This is a genomic window from Klebsiella sp. R390 (assembly GCF_051131745.1).
Classification (GTDB): domain Bacteria; phylum Pseudomonadota; class Gammaproteobacteria; order Enterobacterales; family Enterobacteriaceae; genus Klebsiella.
This window is the reverse complement of record NZ_CP180445.1, coordinates 3598878-3618537: the sequence shown is the minus strand read 5'-3', so window position 1 is coordinate 3618537 and position 19660 is coordinate 3598878. Positions and strand designations below refer to the sequence as shown.

General features: G+C 54.8%; 22 protein-coding genes and 1 pseudogene. 13 read left to right on the top strand and 10 right to left on the bottom strand.

The features are described 5' to 3' along the window. The first annotated feature begins 135 nt into the window (after positions 1 to 135). The 3 genes from ACMYSP_RS16985 (at position 136) to mrkJ (ending at position 2298) form a co-directional block, all read left to right on the top strand. Complete coding sequence (locus tag ACMYSP_RS16985; protein ID WP_434583216.1) at positions 136 to 840, top strand: flagellar brake protein; 705 nt, start codon at positions 136 to 138, stop codon at positions 838 to 840. A gap of 4 nt (positions 841 to 844) precedes the next feature. Beyond that, entirely contained in the window at positions 845 to 1420 is a 576-nt protein-coding gene (locus ACMYSP_RS16980) for a LuxR C-terminal-related transcriptional regulator (protein ID WP_434583214.1), read from the top strand. 161 nt (positions 1421 to 1581) lie between these two features. Then, complete coding sequence (mrkJ, locus tag ACMYSP_RS16975) at positions 1582 to 2298, top strand: cyclic-di-GMP phosphodiesterase MrkJ (RefSeq protein ID WP_434583213.1); 717 nt, start codon at positions 1582 to 1584, stop codon at positions 2296 to 2298. A 47-nt stretch (positions 2299 to 2345) separates the two neighbouring features. Here the strand turns inward: mrkJ and ACMYSP_RS16970 are convergent, their stop codons facing one another. The 8 genes and pseudogenes from ACMYSP_RS16970 to ACMYSP_RS16935 form a co-directional block, all read right to left on the bottom strand. Next, positions 2346 to 2933 (bottom strand): fimbrial protein, encoded by a 588-nt coding sequence (locus tag ACMYSP_RS16970; protein ID WP_434587145.1) that lies wholly within the window; start codon positions 2931 to 2933, stop codon positions 2346 to 2348. A gap of 77 nt (positions 2934 to 3010) precedes the next feature. Beyond that, positions 3011 to 4003, bottom strand: coding sequence for a fimbrial protein (locus ACMYSP_RS16965; protein ID WP_434583212.1), 993 nt, complete (start codon positions 4001 to 4003; stop codon positions 3011 to 3013). Further along, positions 3994 to 6480, bottom strand: coding sequence for a fimbria/pilus outer membrane usher protein (locus tag ACMYSP_RS16960; protein WP_434583211.1), 2487 nt, complete (start codon positions 6478 to 6480; stop codon positions 3994 to 3996). Before ACMYSP_RS16960 ends, ACMYSP_RS16965 begins: the two co-directional genes overlap by 10 nt. Positions 6481 to 6491: 11 nt before the next feature. Beyond that, a complete protein-coding gene (locus ACMYSP_RS16955; protein WP_434583210.1) occupies positions 6492 to 7193 on the bottom strand; it encodes a fimbrial biogenesis chaperone in 702 nt (233 codons plus the stop codon). Positions 7194 to 7289: 96 nt separating this feature from the next. Next, entirely contained in the window at positions 7290 to 7898 is a 609-nt protein-coding gene (locus tag ACMYSP_RS16950) for a fimbrial protein (RefSeq protein ID WP_434583208.1), read from the bottom strand. A gap of 453 nt (positions 7899 to 8351) precedes the next feature. Beyond that, complete coding sequence (locus ACMYSP_RS16945; RefSeq protein WP_434583207.1) at positions 8352 to 9050, bottom strand: ArsR/SmtB family transcription factor; 699 nt, start codon at positions 9048 to 9050, stop codon at positions 8352 to 8354. A gap of 9 nt (positions 9051 to 9059) precedes the next feature. Beyond that, positions 9060 to 9433, bottom strand: a pseudogene (locus tag ACMYSP_RS16940) (amino acid-binding protein). After that, positions 9426 to 9752 (bottom strand): antibiotic biosynthesis monooxygenase family protein, encoded by a 327-nt coding sequence (locus tag ACMYSP_RS16935; RefSeq protein WP_434583205.1) that lies wholly within the window; start codon positions 9750 to 9752, stop codon positions 9426 to 9428. The pseudogene ACMYSP_RS16940 and the gene ACMYSP_RS16935 overlap by 8 nt, the downstream one beginning before the upstream one ends. Positions 9753 to 10117: 365 nt before the next feature. Between ACMYSP_RS16935 and ACMYSP_RS16930 the strand changes: the two genes are divergently transcribed. Continuing rightward, positions 10118 to 10330, top strand: coding sequence for a YdgH/BhsA/McbA-like domain containing protein (locus tag ACMYSP_RS16930; protein ID WP_015585822.1), 213 nt, complete (start codon positions 10118 to 10120; stop codon positions 10328 to 10330). Between the two features lie 95 nt (positions 10331 to 10425). On the opposite strand, the gene ACMYSP_RS16925 is transcribed toward ACMYSP_RS16930, so the two are convergent. Continuing rightward, complete coding sequence (locus tag ACMYSP_RS16925; protein WP_434583204.1) at positions 10426 to 11298, bottom strand: EamA family transporter; 873 nt, start codon at positions 11296 to 11298, stop codon at positions 10426 to 10428. 81 nt (positions 11299 to 11379) lie between these two features. On the opposite strand from ACMYSP_RS16925, the gene ACMYSP_RS16920 reads away from it, so the two are divergent. Continuing rightward, on the top strand, positions 11380 to 11886 hold the full coding sequence (locus ACMYSP_RS16920) for a MarR family winged helix-turn-helix transcriptional regulator (protein ID WP_434583203.1): 507 nt from the start codon (positions 11380 to 11382) through the stop codon (positions 11884 to 11886). Here ACMYSP_RS16920 and ACMYSP_RS16915 read toward each other — a convergent pair. Continuing rightward, positions 11883 to 12842: a nickel/cobalt transporter gene (locus tag ACMYSP_RS16915; RefSeq protein WP_434587143.1), complete on the bottom strand. Its 960-nt coding sequence runs from the start codon at positions 12840 to 12842 to the stop codon at positions 11883 to 11885. The genes ACMYSP_RS16920 and ACMYSP_RS16915 overlap by 4 nt on opposite strands. A gap of 110 nt (positions 12843 to 12952) precedes the next feature. On the opposite strand from ACMYSP_RS16915, the gene ACMYSP_RS16910 reads away from it, so the two are divergent. The 8 genes from ACMYSP_RS16910 to ACMYSP_RS16875 all read left to right on the top strand — a co-directional run bounded on the left by ACMYSP_RS16910 (position 12953) and on the right by ACMYSP_RS16875 (position 19636). Continuing rightward, entirely contained in the window at positions 12953 to 13423 is a 471-nt protein-coding gene (locus tag ACMYSP_RS16910) for a MarR family winged helix-turn-helix transcriptional regulator (protein WP_434583202.1), read from the top strand. 358 nt (positions 13424 to 13781) lie between these two features. Next, complete coding sequence (locus tag ACMYSP_RS16905; RefSeq protein WP_434583200.1) at positions 13782 to 14924, top strand: amidase; 1143 nt, start codon at positions 13782 to 13784, stop codon at positions 14922 to 14924. A gap of 65 nt (positions 14925 to 14989) precedes the next feature. After that, positions 14990 to 16156: an acyl-CoA dehydrogenase family protein gene (locus ACMYSP_RS16900; RefSeq protein ID WP_434583199.1), complete on the top strand. Its 1167-nt coding sequence runs from the start codon at positions 14990 to 14992 to the stop codon at positions 16154 to 16156. Between the two features lie 19 nt (positions 16157 to 16175). Then, positions 16176 to 16520 carry an IacB protein gene (locus tag ACMYSP_RS16895; protein WP_123756615.1) on the top strand — a complete coding sequence of 115 codons (345 nt, stop codon included), beginning with the start codon at positions 16176 to 16178 and terminating at the stop codon, positions 16518 to 16520. A gap of 3 nt (positions 16521 to 16523) precedes the next feature. Then, positions 16524 to 17051 carry a nuclear transport factor 2 family protein gene (locus ACMYSP_RS16890; RefSeq protein ID WP_434583198.1) on the top strand — a complete coding sequence of 176 codons (528 nt, stop codon included), beginning with the start codon at positions 16524 to 16526 and terminating at the stop codon, positions 17049 to 17051. A gap of 53 nt (positions 17052 to 17104) precedes the next feature. Then, positions 17105 to 18412, top strand: coding sequence for an aromatic ring-hydroxylating oxygenase subunit alpha (locus tag ACMYSP_RS16885; RefSeq protein WP_434583197.1), 1308 nt, complete (start codon positions 17105 to 17107; stop codon positions 18410 to 18412). Further along, on the top strand, positions 18409 to 18888 hold the full coding sequence (locus ACMYSP_RS16880; protein ID WP_434583196.1) for an aromatic-ring-hydroxylating dioxygenase subunit beta: 480 nt from the start codon (positions 18409 to 18411) through the stop codon (positions 18886 to 18888). Before ACMYSP_RS16885 ends, ACMYSP_RS16880 begins: the two co-directional genes overlap by 4 nt. Before the next feature lie 7 nt (positions 18889 to 18895). Next, positions 18896 to 19636, top strand: a complete 741-nt coding sequence (locus tag ACMYSP_RS16875) for an SDR family NAD(P)-dependent oxidoreductase (protein WP_434583194.1) — start codon at positions 18896 to 18898, stop codon at positions 19634 to 19636. The last annotated feature ends 24 nt before the right edge of the window (positions 19637 to 19660 follow it).

The following is a 19660-nucleotide window of genomic DNA, read 5'->3' as shown; positions in this document are numbered from 1 at the left end:
ATACAAATCAATCCAGCTACAAAGATAGCTAATAACATCAAATGCTCAGAAAAACATCTGGTTAATACAATCAGAATGTTGGCATTGCTATACAAAAAATTAACTACACACAATAAAAATCAACAAGGAATCTAGATGACTGAGGGAACAATAAAAACCAGCAGGTATGAGATCATTGCTATTTTCAGGGAAGAACTCAGAAAACAGTCTGAGATAGAAATCTTCCTCAATAACAAAAGCATCATGACCCAACTCACACGGGTTGATTTTGCCGAGTTCCATATCGTCACGCATAGCAAGATCCCTCCAGGGAATAGATATAGATTCATTCTGCATAGTGATTCAGGCAAGATTGAATTCAACTCGACGTTGCTGGAAAATTATGACGGCGAGCACCAACAGGGTAATAAATTCTCATTTACCCTGCCTGACTGTCTGCAGGTGATTCAACGCCGACGCGACCCGCGCTTTCGCCTGCATCACCACTATGATTTCTTTTGTCGTGGCCGACATAAAAATGGTGAGAACTATACTTTCGAAATTAAAGACATCTCGGATGGCGGCTGCGCGTTGATGGCGAAAAACCCTAACTTAAAGTTTCTCGGCCATCATTCGGTGTTGAAAAATTCAATTCTGTCATTAGCTGAATACGGCGAAATCACTATCGATTTAGTCATCAAGAATGTCATTGAGGTCACCCTCGACGATGGCAGCGTAGACCAGGAGACCTACCATCAGGTGTCCTGTCAGTTTAAATTCCGCCATCAAGATGACAGAACCAGAATAGAGAAAATGCTGCTGGATTTGATTCTGGAAGCCAAACGTAAAAAGAGAGTCTGATCTTTTGGACAGGATATCGCTGTACACTGATGACAATTTCATTGGTCAATCGATACATCGCTATATGGTTGATAACAATAAAAATATCTCAATCTTTCGTTATCAGGATATTGCGCAAAAGGCAGGGATGCCTTTCGCCGGCATCGTCATCGTTAATGTCATCCATCAGGACATATCGGCTGCCGAAACAATGTCGCGACTCAATACGCTACGCGGGTATCTCCTGAACTGCACCCGGCTGATTTTGATGGTAAAAAGTGACATTGCCAGCCTGTGCCTGGAGCTGATAGATATAGGTAACGTATTGATACTCACAGAAAAATCATCGTTGAATGACTTTTGTCTTGCCACCAGCACGCCGCTCAACGGACGCCATGCTCCGGCGCAGAAGAAACTCTCCGCCAGAGAGTTACAGGTTCTTGAGCTGACGATGGCCTGCCATAACAACAAACGAATCGCCACCCTGCTGAACATCGACCATAAAACGGTACACAGCCATAAAATGCATATCATGAAAAAGCTGGGTATGGATAATTCCCGGATGATGAACCAGAAAATAGTCAACCTGCATCAATGCTAAAAACGGGTATATCCCATCTTCAGCATAAAAACAATCGGAGACCAATCAAAACCAAACAATTAATTGGGAAGTTACATTTAATAATTATTCCCAACTACAACAAGGTCACTTATAATCATGACACCCTGCAACAACAATGTGTAATTTCCCGGCGCGAAAAAATGAAAGCCAACCTATTTTCAGATAACAAATTGTCCCGTAGTGATATCGCAGTACGTTATGTCTTTCAAAAAATGTTCTCGCCACAAGATACATTGGTTGCTGTGGAGTGCTTAAGCCGTTTCGATACCATGCCGGTGGCCCCGGAGTATTTCTTTCGCCACGCTAATACCGCGCTGCGTGAAAGTATTTTCATGGAGCAATTAGCATTAATTGAAAAGCACCAAGCGTGGTTTATCGACAATGGCATTTCGGCGACAATCAATGTCGACGACCACATTCTCAGCATGCTCCATCATCCAAAAATCGAAGACTATATTAAACGCCTGGGCTGTGTTCACTTTGAGGTGACTGAAAACGCCAATAGTTTGCTTAACGATGCACTTGCTAACTGGCAAACAACCCCTACTTCGACCTTATGGCTCGATGACTTTGGCTCTGGTTATGCGGGCATTAATGCTATTCGTGGATATCATTTTGATTATGTCAAAATTGATAAAGACTTCTTCTGGCATTTAATGAAAAAAGAGTCCGGCCGTCCTTTAATGGATGCTCTGGTAACCTTCCTTTCGCGCAATAACCACAACGTCATTATTGAAGGGGTGGAAAGCGAAGCGCATAAAAAATGGCTTCAGGGGATGGAGTGGTTTGCTGTTCAGGGCCATTACTGGAAAGAAGTCAGTATTGAACAACTGGTTCAGGAAAACATTACCCAGTAAAAATACCGGAACCACCCGGTATTTTTATTGACGAAAAGCGCACACCTTCAGTTATATACTAATTCCCAGGTGGCCCAGCTGGTTATCGGGCCGCTGGTGGCCTGCAGCGGTGTCGGCGACACGTAGCCAATATAGTAAGTAAATACCCCACCATTAACCGATTTCTCTACCATCGACACCCGGTTTTGCTGCGGATCGGCGGGTACAATTTTATTGCTCTTATCGAGGGTATTATTGTCATTGGTCGATAGTGCCAGATAGATATTTCGCGCCCCGTCCGGCAGCATATTAGCCAGATAGCCAGCGTTTTCGTTGGCCGCCGCCGTCAGCATAAATCCATCAACCCAACGCACATTCACCGAGCGGATCTCATGGCTATCCGCCGTGCCGCCATCGTGACGTAGTTGACAGTTCGACAGCTCAAGAGTGAAAGACTGCGGTTTCATCAATGCTCCGGCGCCACGCGCGTGGACTTCAGCCAGGCTCACCGGCGCCAGCCAGACGTTGCCGCTGCCGGCATTATGGCCGCCGTTAAGCGCCACGCTGCAGGAAATATCCGTCACCCGCCCGGCAAAGTCGACTCGTCCGTTATCGTATTCCGGCATAAACCCGTAGACCGACGAAGTGACAATCATGCTGCCTGCCACCGCCAGCCTCAGGCATTGTTTGCTGCGGGTAACCCATCCATAATCCTTCATCCCGGTCTCCCGAATTAATCGTATGTCAGGTTAAAGATCATATGCGACTCCACCTCGCCGGTACTGGTAGTCGGCAGATACTGGTAAAAGCGCGCATGATAAGCTTGCGTAAAGTAACGCGTCTCCTGATTACGTAGAGCGCCGATGCTGTACTTTTTGTTAAACTCCAGCGGCACGCCCTCCCGCAGCACCTGAATACCGACCCCTTTCGCTGCTGAGCTACCGCTTTTTTCGTTGAGCAATGCCCCTTGCTTGAGGGTGGTGCTGGTCGCCAGCGTGCCGGAGAACGAGGTCTGAATATTGGCGAATCCCGCATCGCTTAATCCGCCACTGCACTGCAGTTCAATATTAAAATCACGACCGCCAGCGGTGGTGCCAACCCCCTTCAGATCGCTGCGTTTAATGCTGCCCACCTCAACGTTCATATTCTTACCGCCCACCACCGTACAGGAAGGGGAGACGATGGTGATCGCATTGGCGCTCAGGTAGGTTTCCAGGATCGGGTTATTGCCTCTTTCCCAGTCATAAGAGGTATATTTTCCTGCCGCCAACGTCCCGCTACCGGTGACCGCCGCTGTCTTGATCAGTTCGAGGGTGAAACGCGAACCTTCCAGCGTATAGTTAGTCCCCCGCCCACCGTTGGAGGTGTAGCTTCCGGGGTAAACAATATTCACCGTCGAGCCGCCACGGCTAAAGCGCATCCCGATACCCGGCACGTTGGTAGAGTAAACCTTGTTGCCCAGGTCATGCACGCCAGCGGCCACAATGTCGGCCTTAAAGGTATTGTTATTGGTGCAGTAGTAGCTAACGCCATTGCCGCCCGGCATGGTCCAGTCCTGTTTGACGATAACCGCACCGACCGGCAGGTCTGGCGACACCACCACGCGTCCCAGAGTCATATCAAACTGCACCGTGCCGGCCGAACGGCGCGAACAGTCCGCCCACACCGTTGATGTACCGAGGGCAAGCAAGCCAGCCGCCATGATCAGTCGTTTACTCAGCGACATACCGTTTCCTTTGTTTTTGCCTGACCCAGATCCACCGAACATTGTCCGTCGCTCCACTTCACCGTGACGCGCTTAACGCTGGCATCATTGATAAACATCATGCTGCCCTGACCTACCACACCAATATCCTTTCCTGACGGGTCAAGAATGGTGGCGGCAAACGGCAGCGGTTGATGATTCGCCTGTCGTGCCAGAAGCGTGATGCTGTTCTGCACCGATGTCGCGAACGATACCTTCACTACGCTGCCTTCCCACGGAACAACCTGTGCCACGGTACGAGCAAATGCGATATCTTCCTGACTGCCTTTCGGGTCGATCTCTACCGCGTTAATCCGGTACGGGCGCAGATACGGCAAAATGGCGTAGCCATTGCTGTCAACGCGGGTGCCCGGCGACCCCGGCAGCATCGCGCCAGCGGCATCTTTGGCTTCAATCAGCGCCATGGTGCTACCGCTTTCCGGCGAGAACACCACGCCATGGCGATGGGCAATCAATGTCCCGCTGGCCCCGAGTCCGCTCTGGCGGTAGCCCTCGCCCTGGCTGTAGCTGCCGTTGAGGGTGGTCCATGGCGTGCGGTAGCTGCCGTTCAGGGCCACATCATGCTGCCCTCCGGTAGCCGTGGTGGTTGAGATGCCGTAGTTAAGATTATTTTCGCGATCCAGCGCGCCATTAATGCCAATCTGCGAGCTGCCAAAGCGCGAGTTGTTGAACGAAGTATTCGAGGTCAGGTTGGCGGTACGGTTCTCGCCAAACCATAACGGGTAGCTGAAGTTCAGCGAGACGCGATCGTCACGACGATGCCCACTGTTATCCGGCGTGTAGACGCGCTGCGCCCCCACGGACCACGAAAGACGCCCGTACGTGTTGTTGTAGTTGAGCTGATACTGCTTCTCGGTTCCCGAACGGTTCCAGTAATCAGAGACGCTACCGCTGAGATAAAAACCGCCCCAGCCGTCCGGCAGGTTCTGGTTAACCGTAAAGGTCATGCCGTTTTTCTGCCGCCACAGGGTGTAGTTACGGTTACGGTTCTTTTCTTGATCGATGGTGTACAGCGCGTCGTTGAGGTTGTAATAGCCTTTAGTCGAGTAGCGATAGGCCGCCAGAACGATACTGGTCTGGGTCTCGGTAAACATCCGGTTAAAGGTGGCCCGATAGCTCTGCCCCTTCTCATCCAGGGTGTCGCTTTTCAAGCGCGACTGGGTGACATCCAGCGACAGCGCACCGATACCGGTATTCATCCCGGCCCCCAGCAGAAACGCCTGATAGTCATCAAAACCGGTCACGCCGGTATAGCCGGTAAACAGGTTGCTCAGACCACGCTGCCAGGTGGCCTGATAGAGCATCGGTTTATTCCGCAATGAATTATCATCGACCTTACCGGCTGACAACGCATAGCGGGTCATGCCCGGTCGCAGCAGCTGCGCGACCGAAGCGTAAGGGACGCTGAAGACCTGCACCGACCCATCGGCCTCTTTGACCGTGACGTCAAGATCGCTGCCGTAGCCGGAAGGATAAACATCCTGCAACGTAAACGGCCCCGGCGGCACCGAGGTCTGATAAATAATGTTGTTGCCCTGGCGCACGGTTACCAGCGCGTTGCTTTGCGCCACGCCGCGGATTTCCGGGGCGTAGGAGCGCATGCCATCCGGGAACATATTGTCATCGGTCGCCAGGTTGACCCCACGCAGGCCAATGGTGTCGAAGAATTCACCGTTAGTGAAAATCTGCCCGCCGCTGACGATCGAATTAATCTGCGGGATCGGCCGCTGGAGGTAGGTCTGGTTGCTGTTCCAGTGGGCCTTCCCCTGCTGCTGTTGCCAGTTGAGGTTGCCGATATGCTTGAACAGCCAGCCGTCCCAGGACAGACCGGCATTGATACCAAGATAGGCGCTGCTGTTATCCGAACCGTTGGCCGCCGAAGTATGGCTGGTCCAGGTATTCGCCATCCAGCCGAGATTCAGCGCGGCAATACCCTTATCCCAGAACTCCGGACTGACAAAGTTTTTCAGACGCTGATCCTGAAAGATCTGCGGGACGGTAATCTCCAGTCGCAGGGCCGACTGGATCAGATTGTCTTTGACGGAAGCGTCGTCATACCACGCCTGCAGACGGCCACAAAAGCCTGCCTGCTTGCTCAGCTGCGGGTTGAGTTTTTCTGCCGAAATGCCGTAACGCTCGAGCATCTCGCGGGTGTAGCAGATCCCGAGGTTGCCCGCTTTGTCACGGGTGACGTTGAGCTCATAGCGCCCCTTCCACTCGTTATTGGTGTAAACGTCGAGCGAATAGGTCCCCTCCGTAATGGCACTGGCGGAGAAGCGGGACAAATCGACCTTTTCCCGGCTGCCAACGATAAAACCATCATTAAACTGGTATACCGTTCCCGGGTTTTCCTGTCCGCTGGAAAATGGCGGGAAGCAGAACAGCGCCATCGCGATCGCCGTGCTTAATCTTCCCGGGCAGATAGACCTCTGCGTCATGATCGAATCCCTTATTTAACCGCGACTTTCACCGCCACATCTGCGCCATAGTCATTGATATTGTTGAGCGTCAGGGTCTCGCCACGGTTCACGGCGCCAGAGAGCGCTACGGTCTGGCTTGACTGCGGCGCCAGCATCACCGTTTTGCTGTTCAGGGCTTTGCCGCCCTCGCGGGAAATACGGCTGATGGTGAGATAAAACGGCGTCGGGTTGTTAACTGCCAGGCTGCTGCCATTCGCGGTCAGCGTCAGCTGCTCTGGCGCGGCGTCGCGGTTGCCCAGTCCGACAGGACGATAGATAAATTTGAAGCGCGAACGGATCGCCAGCTGGAGGATGTTGTCGCCTTCATTTTTCTGGTTGGCAACCACCGGCGGAATCTCGAGCAGATTCAGCCACCACAGCGTCTCTTTATTCTGTGCCAGCCCGGCAGCGCTCCCCAGCTTAATGCGTAAGGTCTGGCCGCTTTTCGCGTCAACGCGTGAAATCGGCGGGGTAATAATAAATGGAGTGGTAATGGTATCCGGCGTGGCGTCGGCATTACCATTATCCAGCCAGGCTTGTGCCAGGGCCGGACGGTCGGCGGTATTAGAAAGCTGAACCGTTATTTCTTTTTCATTTCCTGGATAAATAAAGCGGGTGCCATTGACGATAATATTGTTGGCATGAGCCGCAATACTAAAAATGAAACAGAAAAAAAGGACAATATGCTTCATGCTGACCTCAGAAGAAAAAAATAAGCGGCAGCAATCGCCGCTTTATTATTGTTTTAAACCGCCGGAGCAACCGACGGTTTTATTTTCTGGCGAGAATTACTGGTAAGTAATTTCGTAGGTCGCGTAGCTGTTAACGACACCAGTAGTCACGGTATCCGGGGTATTGGTTGCGTAACCCACGAAGTAAGTGAAGCGCGCGCCGTCCTGAACTGCGGATTCATCAGCGGTGGCTTTCGGCTGAGTCGCGTCACCCGGGATGATTTTATTAGTCAGGGTGCTGCTGTCATCGGTGGACAGAACCAGCTGAATGTTTTTCGCGCCTGCTGCTTCGGTGTTCGCCAGGTAGCCGACTTGTTTGCCTGCCGCGCCAGCCAGCAGGTTACCGCCGGTCCAGTTCACGCCCAGTTTGCTGACTTCATCCAGCTTGTCGTTGCTCGCGGACTGGCAGTTGCTGACGTCGATGGTGAAAGATTTTGGTTTCAGGTAGGTATCCGCAGCGGCCGCTTTAACTTCAGTCAGCGTTACCGGAGACAGGTAAACGTTAGCATCGCTGCCCTGGCCGTTAACAGAAACGGTGCAGGATACATCGGTCACTTTACCGAAGAAATTAACCTGGCCACCACCAACATTGGTATCAGCCGCATTTGCCGCAGTCATACCAAAAAATGCAGTCGCCATTGCTGCAGAGAGAAGAACCTTTTTCATTGCCATTTCCTTGTCAGAGTGAGTTTTATATCAATAAAACCAGCAGTAAATCTGCACAAAAGTCAGAAGCGTTATGCGATGCTCACTTGTGCAACTGTGAATAGAAACTTCGACTGACCGGAAGCCGCAATATTTAAGGCGTCAGGACACGAACGCAATTGATGGCGTTCGGTAATGCTATCGGCGTCAAAGAATGCTATTTATCGGCAACAAATATACATTTGCTTATAACTTGTTACATCCCACAAGCGATAAGTTTTGGCTATTGATAAAACCATAACAATAGTCAAAAACAAACAACAAGTTATTTACATTGAAAAGGAAAAGGCGCAATAGATATATATCGAGGAGGGCATATCATGACAAACAATGCTATTTCCTGGCTATCGCGAATATTCTTAATAATAAACGCAGGGGTCACCAGTAGCGTCAAATACCCCCTGCGCGATGTGCCTACAGCAGCAGTTGAAAGTGCTGACGCAGTGCCTGCTTGCCTTTCGGGGCGATCGTCACCTGGCGAAATCCTGGGGTGACCACAAACCAGCCGTTGAGCTGACCATGGCGCAATAACGCCGCTCCCACGGCGCCTCCGGGGTGAAAACGCCGCTCGCTCCAGTCCAGACAGGCGCAGCATACCCTGCGCCTCCCGGCCGGCAAGATCACCCCTAAACGAGCAAACTGCGCTTCTCCGGTTGCCGTCAGCGCCTCGCCATCCGGCGTGATCCACGCTTCGCGCAATAAGAAATCATAGAGCCCGACCGCCACTTCACCCGCCAGATGATCGTAGCAGGTTCGCGCCGTACGCAAATTTACCGGGGTGCGGGTGGTGAGCGGCGTCGCGTGTTTGCCAGCCATGACCATCATGTTTTCCAGCAGTCCGGCCACATCGGCACTCGCCAGCCGGTAATAGCGGTGACGCCCCTGCGCCAGGCACACCAGCAGCTGGCTGGTGACCAGCCGGTTAAGGTGGGCGCTGGCCGTTGAGGCAGAAACCTCAGCAACCGTCGACAGCTCCGTGGCGGTCCACGCCCGACCATCCATTAAGGCGCAGAGCATTTTCATGCGCGAGGCGTCGGCCATGGCGGCAGCCAGCGCCGTGATGGCCTCCGCCAGTGACTCATCATCAGCAATAGTGTTGGCCGGTTTTAACATAGAGCCTCATCAGGTGATGGCCCAGGCACGCGTCACGTCCTGCGCCAGTGTAAAGTTATCGGTCACCAGAATCAGGCGATTAGCATGATCGCTGTACTGGGTCAGGATATTGATTCCCTGCTCAGCCAGCGCCTGCGCTATCGCCCCCAGCTCACCGGGTTGTTCCTGTTTTAGCCTGCGGATAAGCGGCCGGCAAACGCCCGCGACCGGGATCCCCGCCTGCTCCAGCACCGCTCTGGCCCGTTCGCCCTCAACCACCAGAAAATGGGCATGGCATTGATTGCCGCAGGTGAACACGCCGCCCCCTTCCAGCCCCCCAGCGTTTGTCCGAGCTTCGCCAGCTGGCCAGGCATATTGGGCAGGATCACATGAACATCATACATCACCGCGCTCCTCCCGGTTGGCCGAGCCGTAGGCGCGGATAACCTGCGCAATTCGAATCTGCCAGGCGGCGAAGATTTCTGCCTTGCCCTCCTGCTGGGCCGCCTGGTGGCAAAGATTCTGTTTCCAGGCCAGCACCGCCTGTTCATCACGCCACCAGGAGAGGGAGAGAATTTTCCCCTCCGTCGTCAGGCTTTGAAAACGTTCGATGCTGATAAAGCCATCAATCGTGCTAAGCAACGGTTTCAGCTCCGCTGCCAGGGTCAGGTAACGCGCCTGTTTTGCCGGGGTGACATCGGCTTCAAAGAGTACCGCGATCATTGTGTCGTCCTTCTACTGTCAGTGATGACGCCACTGTAATGCTCCCGCTCACCCAATGCTTCGCCGACCAGCGAAGTATCGCCTGCCCTCTTTTAACCCGCCAGGAAGACGCGAGTTCGCCGTATTTTTCAAAAAATAATGGTATCAGCAATACTTTTTTTTAATTCACCGGGTTCACAAGCTGGTAACTAACCCATTGTTTTTGATGGATACAAGATCCAAATCGTCACCTTACCGTCATCCAGATGGTACAAAAGTGTGATCTAAATCGCACTTTTTGCAACGCCTGTTATAGTTAGCAGGCTTATTATAAACCCATCGAAAGCACAACGCTTTCCACCTAAAAAGTTAAAAGGATACACACCATGAAAAACGTAAAATTACTTGCCGCTGCCGGTATGCTCTCCCTGGTTTCTTTTGCTAGCTTTGCTCAGCACCCGGTCAGCGTCACTGCAGATACCCTGGACAGTGCAGAAGCAAAAATTGCCACTATCGCTAAAGATCAAGGCGCGTCTTACCACATTACCGAAGCCTATACCGGTAATCAGGTTCATATGACCGCCGAACTGTCTAAATAAGAGAATGGTTGCAGAGGGAGCTGCCAGACTGGCCGCCGAAAGGCGGCCCGTTTGGTTCCCACCACACAAGCACCATGCAGCAATGTCGGGCCCCTTTATGGGGCTTTTTTTGTGAGTGCGCGCTGGATAGTCAGCACGCTCGCCAGCACCACGACCAATCCCAGCAGCGCCAGTCCCTCAATTTTCTGTCCGAGAAAAACCCAGCCTAATAATACAGCCGTCACCGGGCTCAGCAGACTTAATGCCGATACCGCGACCGAAGGCAGACGGCTAATCCCCCGAAACCATAACCCGTAAGCCAGCATTGCTCCAGCTACGCACAACCACAGATAGCCGGCGGCCTGGGTCATTGTCACCTGCTGCAACGGCGGATCCACCCACCACGCCACCGGAGCCAGCACCACGCCGCCAATCAGTAGTTGCCAACCCGTTAATGCCACCACCGGCAGCGATATCGCCCAACGACGCGACAGCCAGGTACCCAGCGCCATACTCACCGCCCCGGCGAATGCCGCAAGGATCCCCAGCGGATCCAGGACAACGTCCGGCGACAGCAGCAACAACGCCATGCCGATAATGCCACTGAACGCCGAGACCACCGCCAGCCACGGCGAACGCTGTCGGTCAACACACCAGGCCAGCAGCATCACCAGCAGCGGCTGTATGGCGCCAATCACCGCGGCCAGCCCGCCGGGCAGACGGTAGGCGGCAATAAACAGCAGCGCCTGAAATGCGCCAATATTGAGGATCCCGGTGACGATCAGCTTCCACCACTCCCCACGTCGTGGAAAACGCCGACACCAGATGAGCAGCGCTACGCCAGCTGGCAGCACCCGCAGCAGTGCCGCGATAAAGGGGCGGTCCGGCGGCAAAAACTGCGAGGTCACAATATAGGTTGTTCCCCAGATAGCCGGAGCCAGGGCGGTCAACAGTAAATCGACAACGGGAGACTGCGAGAGAAAGCGCATGATTTTATCTTCACTTCAAGGTAAGTTGGTCGCTAAAGTATGTATCGATAAATGTCTTGATATCAAGATAAGTGAGCACAATTGGACAAGTCCCGCCCGGCTGACGCCGTAGATCGTATTCTTGAACAGTGGAAACGGGAGCGCCCGGATCTCGATTGCAGCCCGATGGGGCCAATCGGGCGCCTGAAGCGCTGCGCCATGCTGCTGGAGCCACAAATAGAAGCCGCTTTTATTCGCCACGACCTGGTGCGTTGGGAGTTTGACATGCTGGCAACGCTGCGCCGGGCCGGCGCGCCGTTTATCCTCTCTCCCACCCAGCTTTTTTCGACGCTGATGATCACCTCCGGCACCATGACCCATCGTCTGAAAGCGCTGGAGAAAAGAGGCTTTATCAGCCGGTTACCTGACCCGAACGATGCGCGAAGCATGCTGGTTGCCCTGACGCCTGAAGGGCGTGAGCGGATCGATAGCGCGGTAGAAACCCACGTGGAAAACGAACGCCAGCTGCTGGCCGGGTTGACCACAGCCCAGCGCCAGCAGCTGGATCAGTCGCTGGCGCTGTTGATGCGTTTGCTGGAAACCCGCTAGCAGCCGGCGGCGATATAGTCGCCGTTCGCGCTCATCGGGATCACGGTTAAAAACAGCACGCAGGCGAATAACATCAGGATCACTCCGCCGATAATTTTTACCGTCGGGACCAGCCACGTGAGGCGACGCTCATCGCCTCCGGCAAACAGACTGACCGCCCGCTCACGCGCGTAGCGTACCGCCAGCGAGAGGCCGAGAATCGATAACGCGGTCCCCAGCGACATCGTCATGACTGCGGCAATGCCCCAACTGACAATCCCCAGGGCGTTGGAAAACAGCAGGATCATGATCGCCCCGCTGCACGGTCTGGCGCCGATCGCCAGCACCACACCAAGCCGGGTTTTCCAGTCAACCTGGGTCAGGTCGCGCCCGACGCCGTGATGGCCGCAGCCGCAATGGTCGTCGTGCTGATGCAGCGGGGTCGCCGCCCGGATAGTCATCTTCCGCGGCCGCAAGCCCCTGAGGGTTTGATAGATAACAAAGGCGCCAAACGCCCCGATCATCAGGGCGCTGATTTTCTCCACATACCAGCGGCTGGTACTGAGATCGCCAGAAGCCAGATTGAGCCCCACCGCCAGGATAAAGACAAACAGAATGGCGCTCACTCCCTGCATCAGGCTGCCGAGAAACGGTACCACCCGCGCCGCCACCAGGCTCTCCTGGTTGGTGCTGAGATAGGTTGTGACGATAAATTTGCCGTGCCCGGGCCCGACCGCGTGGAGTGCACCATACAGAAACGCCCCGCCCAGCAGCCACAGTCCACCGCTGTACTCATGGTTGTTGAGCTGCAAAAGATACATCACCAGATAGCGATGCAGAGTAATTTGAGTTGCCAGGCACCATTGCAGGAATGCGCCCCAGTGCGCATGGAGCGCCACCCCGGCCCACAGCAGTGCCAGCACCGGCAGTCCCAGCGAAAGAAGACGCCAGTCACGCGTCAGAATGCGGGTTGTCATCATTTTTCACCATTTAGAGCCTACGTCAGTAGGCGTAGATTGCATTTTGCAATGCCCGTCAATTACGCATACCATCAGCCATTCTACCGTCGTCAGGCAAGGAGATGCTTGTGGAAAAAAATAACACCTCTGAACACCCCGACAGCCACGAGAGCCGCTTCCATAAAGAAGAGTTTCCCTTCTTCTGGGTGGTCAACGTGTATGCAAAGTATACGCAGTTGATGGAAATCGAATTAAAAAAAATCGACATCGATCTTTCCCGTTTCCGGGTGCTGATGCTGGTCCATCAGTATCACAGAGCCAGTATCTCCCGTATTACGGAGTATGCCGTCAGTAAAATGCCCACCGTCACCAAAATTGTGGGGCGCCTGCGCGATGACGGACTGCTGACCACCCATATCAGCGCCAGCGATGGCCGCGTCACGGAAGCAGAGCTAACGCCCGCCGGTCAGGCGAAGGTCGCCGAGGCCCAGATACTGAGCAAAAAAGTGTTCGCCAGGGCATTTAAAGGCATCACGCCCGCTCAGGAAAAGAAAATGAATCACGTGCTGTCCCTGCTGCTCCACAATCTCAACGACTAACCCCCCTCACTGACGACGCGACAATAACCTTTATATCAAAAAGGGTATTGTCGTTCATCCCATTTACCCTGCGTTTTTCGCACAGTTTTTATCATTTTATTAACTTATATTTTGCGCTGTTTTTTTGTGACCACCCTCAAGAGATTAAAATATAACCACCCAATAATAATCATAAAAAACAATAAATTAAAAATTATTTTTTATTTATAAAAAATTCATATCATCAAATTCCATGTGAAAAATACGTTACAAATTACTTGAACTTTCAAGTTTTAATGACAAGATTATCTCAAGTTCGACGCTGTACGTTTTATGCCCATATCACTTCGCTCAGTATCGTTAAACGGATAAATGAACCATGGCTAATGAACATCGCTCAGACATGACATCCGCTCCTTGCGGATTTATCTCGCGCTTTACGCTGGGCGCCGGAGAAGTGACGTTTGCGGTCAAAGACACCATTGATATCGCCGACCATGCCACCCAGGCCGGCAGCCCGGTGCGGCAGAATGTACCGGCGGCCGAAGCCCACGCCCGGGTAGTTCAGCAGTTGCTGGATAACGGCTATCAGCTGCGCGGGAAAACCACCCTGCACGAGCTGGCCTTTGGCGTCACCGGCATCAACAGCTGGAGCGGAACGCCGGTCAACCCGCACTATCCGGCGCTGATCCCCGGTGGATCGTCGAGCGGTTCCGCTACTGTGGTGGCTGCAGGCGAGGTCGATTTTTCGATTGGCACCGACACCGGCGGCTCGGTACGAATGCCGGCAGCCTGTTGCGGCGTCGTAGGCCTGAAACCGACCTGGGGCCGCGTGAGTCGCCAGGGAGTGATGCCCGCCGACAGCTCGCTGGACTGCGTTGGTTTCTTCAGTCGCAACGTGGCAACCCTGCGGCCGGTGCTGGAAAGCGTACTGGGCGAACGCGCCCCTGCCGCCCCGGCCCGACCGGCCACCGCCTTTCTCTCCGGGCTAGCGACTGCCGAGATTGAACAGTTGATCCTCGCACGCCTGGCGCAGTCAGGGATCCTTGCGGCGGATACCACGCTGCCGGGTTTTGCCGACGCTCACCAGGCCGGTCTGACGATCATCAGCCAGGAGAACTGGCAGGCGTTTCATAGCATCGTTGATTCCCCGCTGCTGGCCCAGGATGTGGCCGTGCGCATCCGCGCGGGTGCGGACGTTAGCCCGGCCCAGCGTCAGGCCGCAGAAGATGTGCGCCAGGCCTTCAGCCAGGCCGTTGATGCTCAACTGGCCCGCACGCCGGTGATTTTACTGCCGACCCTGCCGGCCTTCCCGCCGACGCTGGCCGAAGCCGCCGACCCGCTGAACGTGGTGAACCTGACCCGGCTGGTGCGTCCGTTTAATCTCAGCGGTCATCCGGCACTGACACTCCCCATCGGAGAAATAAATCAACGCCCGGTGGCCTTGCAACTCGTCGGCCGAAAAAATAAAGAATTCGATTTACTCTATTTTGCCGAAGCGTTAATGGCAAATTTACAATAATCAGACTCGCAAAATAATAATAATAAAAACAATTCACTCTCTTTAACTGGAAGGGGCTAAGTCATATGTTAAACCCGTCGGCATCACTGCGTGCGGAAAAGACCCTGCACGCAACAAATAGTGAATTAACCGAATTACTCGGCGAATTAAAATCGCGCAGCGAGGAATTTGAACAGCAGCGATATATCTCTGCCGATATTATTGCGCGTTTTAAAAAGATTGGCGTTTATCGTGCATTAGTCCCGGCACAATATGGCGGCGATGAAATATCACCCGCCGAATTTTGCCAGCTGATTGAAACCATCGCCAGCGCCGACGGCTCCGCCGGTTGGGTCGCCAGCTTTGGCATGAACCCTTTTTATCTCGGCGGCCTGCCCTTAAGCACGCTGAATGAAATTTATCGTCATGGTCCGGATGTGGTTTTTGCCGGCGGGATTTTCCCGCCGCAAAAAGCCATCGCTCAGGACGGTGGATTCCAGGTCAGCGGCCGCTGGAGCTTCGCCAGCGGCTGCACCGGCGCAGAGCTTATCGGTGTGGGCATCCTGCCGGATGACGGCTCTGCCCGTCCGCTGCCGCGTATCGCGGTGCTTCCTGCCGACCGCTTCACCATCGACCCGGTATGGAATACCGTCGGTCTGGCGGGCACCGGCAGCCACGACGTGGTGCTCAAAGAGGCATTTGTCCCGGAGGAGTGGACCTTTATTCGCGGCGGCGAACTCAACCTGGACGGCGCACTTTACCGCTATCCGGTACTGTCGCTGGCAACGCAGGTGCTCTCGGTGGTGGCGCTGGGCATCGCCCGGGCCGCGCTCAGTGAGATCTATGCCATCGCCGAGCGCCAGAGTTCGGTCACCGGCGCCCCGTGCCTGGCCGACCGTCAGTTTGCACAGATGGAAATTGCCCATTGTGAAGCGGAGCTGCGCTCGGCCCGCTGCTGGTTCTACGATGCCATCGACGATGTCTGGCAGGCTATTTTACGCGGTGATACCCCAGCCGAGGAGATGATCAACGCCCTGCGGCTGTCATCGACGCATATCACCCGCGTCGCGTCTTCCGTGACCACCCGCGCGCTGAAGCTGGCCGGCATGCCCGGCGTCGCCATGCGTAGCCCGCTGCAGCGCTATGCCCGCGATTCGATGGTGATCACTCAACATGCCTTTATGGGCGAACTCACATACATCAATGCCGGAAATATGTTCTTCGGCCACTCGCCGCTGCCCGGCTATTTATAACCCTTTAAGGAGTATGACGATGATCCGTGTTCTATTTTGTATTGGCGTAAATCAGAACTTTTTCGATGCCACCCCAGAGGTCGGCAAGCAGGTCTGGGCCGCGTTTGGTGAAATGATGATAGGGATTGAAAACACCGACGGCATCCAGGTCATCGGTAATATGGATGACGACCGGGTAATGGTCGGGCCGTCTACCGGCTGGCCGTGGACCACCTATGTCCTCGCCGACGCCCGCGATTTTGACGCCGTCACCGCCGCCTGCAATCTGTTCCGCAGCGTGCAGGTTGGTGGCGGACCGGACCGCCTGTGGAAATATTGCAAAGTCGAGGCCCGCACCGGGCGTGAATTAATTATCCAGGCCTGACAAATGAATAACGATAAACTGCTGCAGCGTCTGGATAAACTCGAAGCCGCCAACCAGATCCGTAATCTGATGAGCCAGTACATGCATTTATGTGACGATTTATCCCATCCGGATATCGCTAATGACATTGCTGACTTATTTAGCGAAGCGGCTATTTGGGAAGGTATCGGCAGTTTATACCAAATAAAGCTAGGACGTTATTGTGGACGCCGGAATATAGCCAGAATGATGGCCAACTATATTAGTGAACCATCTCATTTCGCCATTAACGTTCATTATTTAACGTCAGAATATATTGATATTTGCGCAGAGAAAGAGGCCATCGGGCGCTGGAAAATGTTGCAGGTTTCCACCTTCCGCGCCGGCGGGTCGCATCTCAACAGCGCTGAACTGGTCATCCGCTTTAAAAAAACCGACGACCGCTGGCTGATCGACCATTTCACCACCCGTAATTTATTGAGTCGCCCGGTGGATTACTGGCACTCGCAGGCGGATTTACCCGTACCTAATGCAATGCAGTCTCCGGAATGATTCCGTGGGCAGTCCGCCCGCAGAACCATCACGGAGCCTCAGGAGATTGAGCAATGTCTGAATGTATTCCAGTAAAGAATATTGAGAGCGGCTACTGCGCCGCCACGTTAGCCTCCCTGGTGCAGTCAGACCGGGTGCATACCTCGCTGTACACCTCTGGCGATATTTTCGCCCTGGAGATTGAGAAGATTTTTAACCACACCTGGGTGTGGGTGGCGCATGAGAGTGAGGTCCCGGACACCGGCAGCTTTAAATCGTCGATGGTCGGCACCCAGCCGGTCATCGTGGTGCGCGACCGCAAAGGCAATATCAACGTCCTGCTTAACCGCTGCCGCCACCGCGCCGCCACCGTCTGCGAACACCGCAGCGGAAAAACCAACAGCTTCGTCTGCCCGTATCACGGTTGGGGCTACGGCCTCGACGGCGCCCTGCGCGGCGTGCCGCACCCGGAAAGCTACGGCGATACCCTGGAAAAAGACCAGCTCGGGATGGTGCGTCTGCGTACCGAAAGCTATGCGGGGATGATCTTCGCCACCTTCGACCATGAGATCGAACCGTTGACGGATTTCCTCGGCCCGGCAATGAAGTGGATGGATCTGTTTATGAAACAGGGGGCGGGCTATGCGCTGCAGGCCACCACCGCCCACCGCTTCCGCTTCCCCGGCAACTGGAAGATCCAGTTGGAAAATACGACCGACGGCTATCACTTCCCCATCGTGCATAAGTCGTTCCTCAGCTCGGTCGATAAGCAGACGGAAGAGATGCTCAACTTCGTCGACGGAAAAGGCTTTGTCGAAGACCTCGGCAACGGGCACAGCGTGATGGTGATGATCCCGGAACTGATTGACCTCGAAGAGAATCTCGATGCGCCGGTGCCGGATCGTTTCCTTGAGCTTGCTCAGGCGCTGCGCGAAGAAGGTCATGAAGAGCTACAGGTGCGTCGCATCGTCCGCGCGGTAGGCGGTAGCGGCTTTAACCTGAACCTGTTCCCCAACGTAGCCTGCTCGATGGCGTTCTTCCGTGTACTGCAACCCGTGTCGGTGCAGGAGACCGAAATCCACCACGTGGTGCTGACCATGAAAGATGGCCCGGCGATCGCCAACCAGGCGCGCCTGCGGATGCACGAACACTTCCAGGGACCGATGGGCTTTGGCACGCCGGACGACTCAGAAGCCTGGGAGCGCGTTCAGCGCGGCGGCGGCGCGGGTAACGATCTGTGGATCATGCTCAACCGCGGTCTGCCGGGAGAGACCCGCACCGCCGACGGTCTGCGTAGCGACGTCAGCGCCGAAACCGGCATGCGTGCCGCCTATCAGCAATGGAAAAAGTACATGACGACCGAAAGCCGGGGGCAAAAATGAGCGCACAATCTACCTTAACGGCCGCCATCCACTTTATTAACCTGGAAGCGGACCTGCTCGACCAGGGCGAGTTTCGCGAATGGCTGACGTTGTGGCAGCCGCAGGGGATGTACATCATCCCCGTCGACCAGCAGACCACCGATTTCGCCAATGCGCTTAACTACGCCTATGACAACCACGCAATGCGCGAAAAGCGCGTCCATCGCCTGTACAGCGGCGAGTCGATCTCCACGACACCGCGGGCGCGCACCATTCGCATGACCGGTCGCCATCGCCTGGTGGCACAGAGCAGCGAACAGGTTGAGATCCGCTGCGCCCAGTTTCTCTATGAGTACCGTAAAGGCAACGAGCAACACTACGTTGCCGACCTGAGCTACACCCTGGTGCCACAGGGAGAGAGCTTCCTTATTTCGCAGAAGGTCGTCCGGCTGATTAACGGCGACGACTATCTGCACAGCATTGGCTACATCCTGTGAGGCCGCAATGAACAGAACCGTATTAGTGACCGGGGCGGCCAACGGCCTTGGATTAGTCATCAGCCGCCATCTCTGGGAGCAGGGCTATCAGGTCGCCATGGCCGATATCTCTCTCGACGCCGCGCGCCAGAGCGCCCGGCAGATCGATGCCGACCAGCAGCGTCTGCTGCCGCTGGCGCTGGATATCCGTGAGGCCGAACAATTCCAGGCCGCGCTGGATCAGGTGTGCCACCACTTTGGCGCGCTGGATGTGCTGGTGAATAACGCCGCGCTCACCCTGACCACGCCGATCATGGAGATCACCGTTGAGGAGTTCGATCGTGTCACCAGCACCAACCTGCGGGGCACGTTTCTCGGCTGCCAGACCGTTGGCCGCTATTTTAGCGAGCGTCAGCAGGGCAGCATTATCAACCTCGCCTCGCTGGCGGGACAAAACGGCGGTACCGCTTCCGGCGCCCACTACGCGGCGTCGAAAGGCGGCATTCTGACCCTGACCAAAGTGTTCGCCCGTGCGCTGAGCGCAGTTGGCGTCAGCGTCAACGCCATCGCCCCTGGCCCGCTGGATCTCCCGTCGGTGCGGGCGGCAGTACCGGAAGAAAAAATGCCGGCGCTGCTGGAGATGATCCCGATGAAACGCCTGGGCGATCCGCTGCTGGTCGCCCGTGCGGTAGAGCTGCTGGCCGCCCCCTCAGCCACCTTTATCACCGGGGCGACCTGGGATATCAACGGCGGCATCTATATGCGTTAAGCCCTTGCAGGGTGGAGAAGAAAG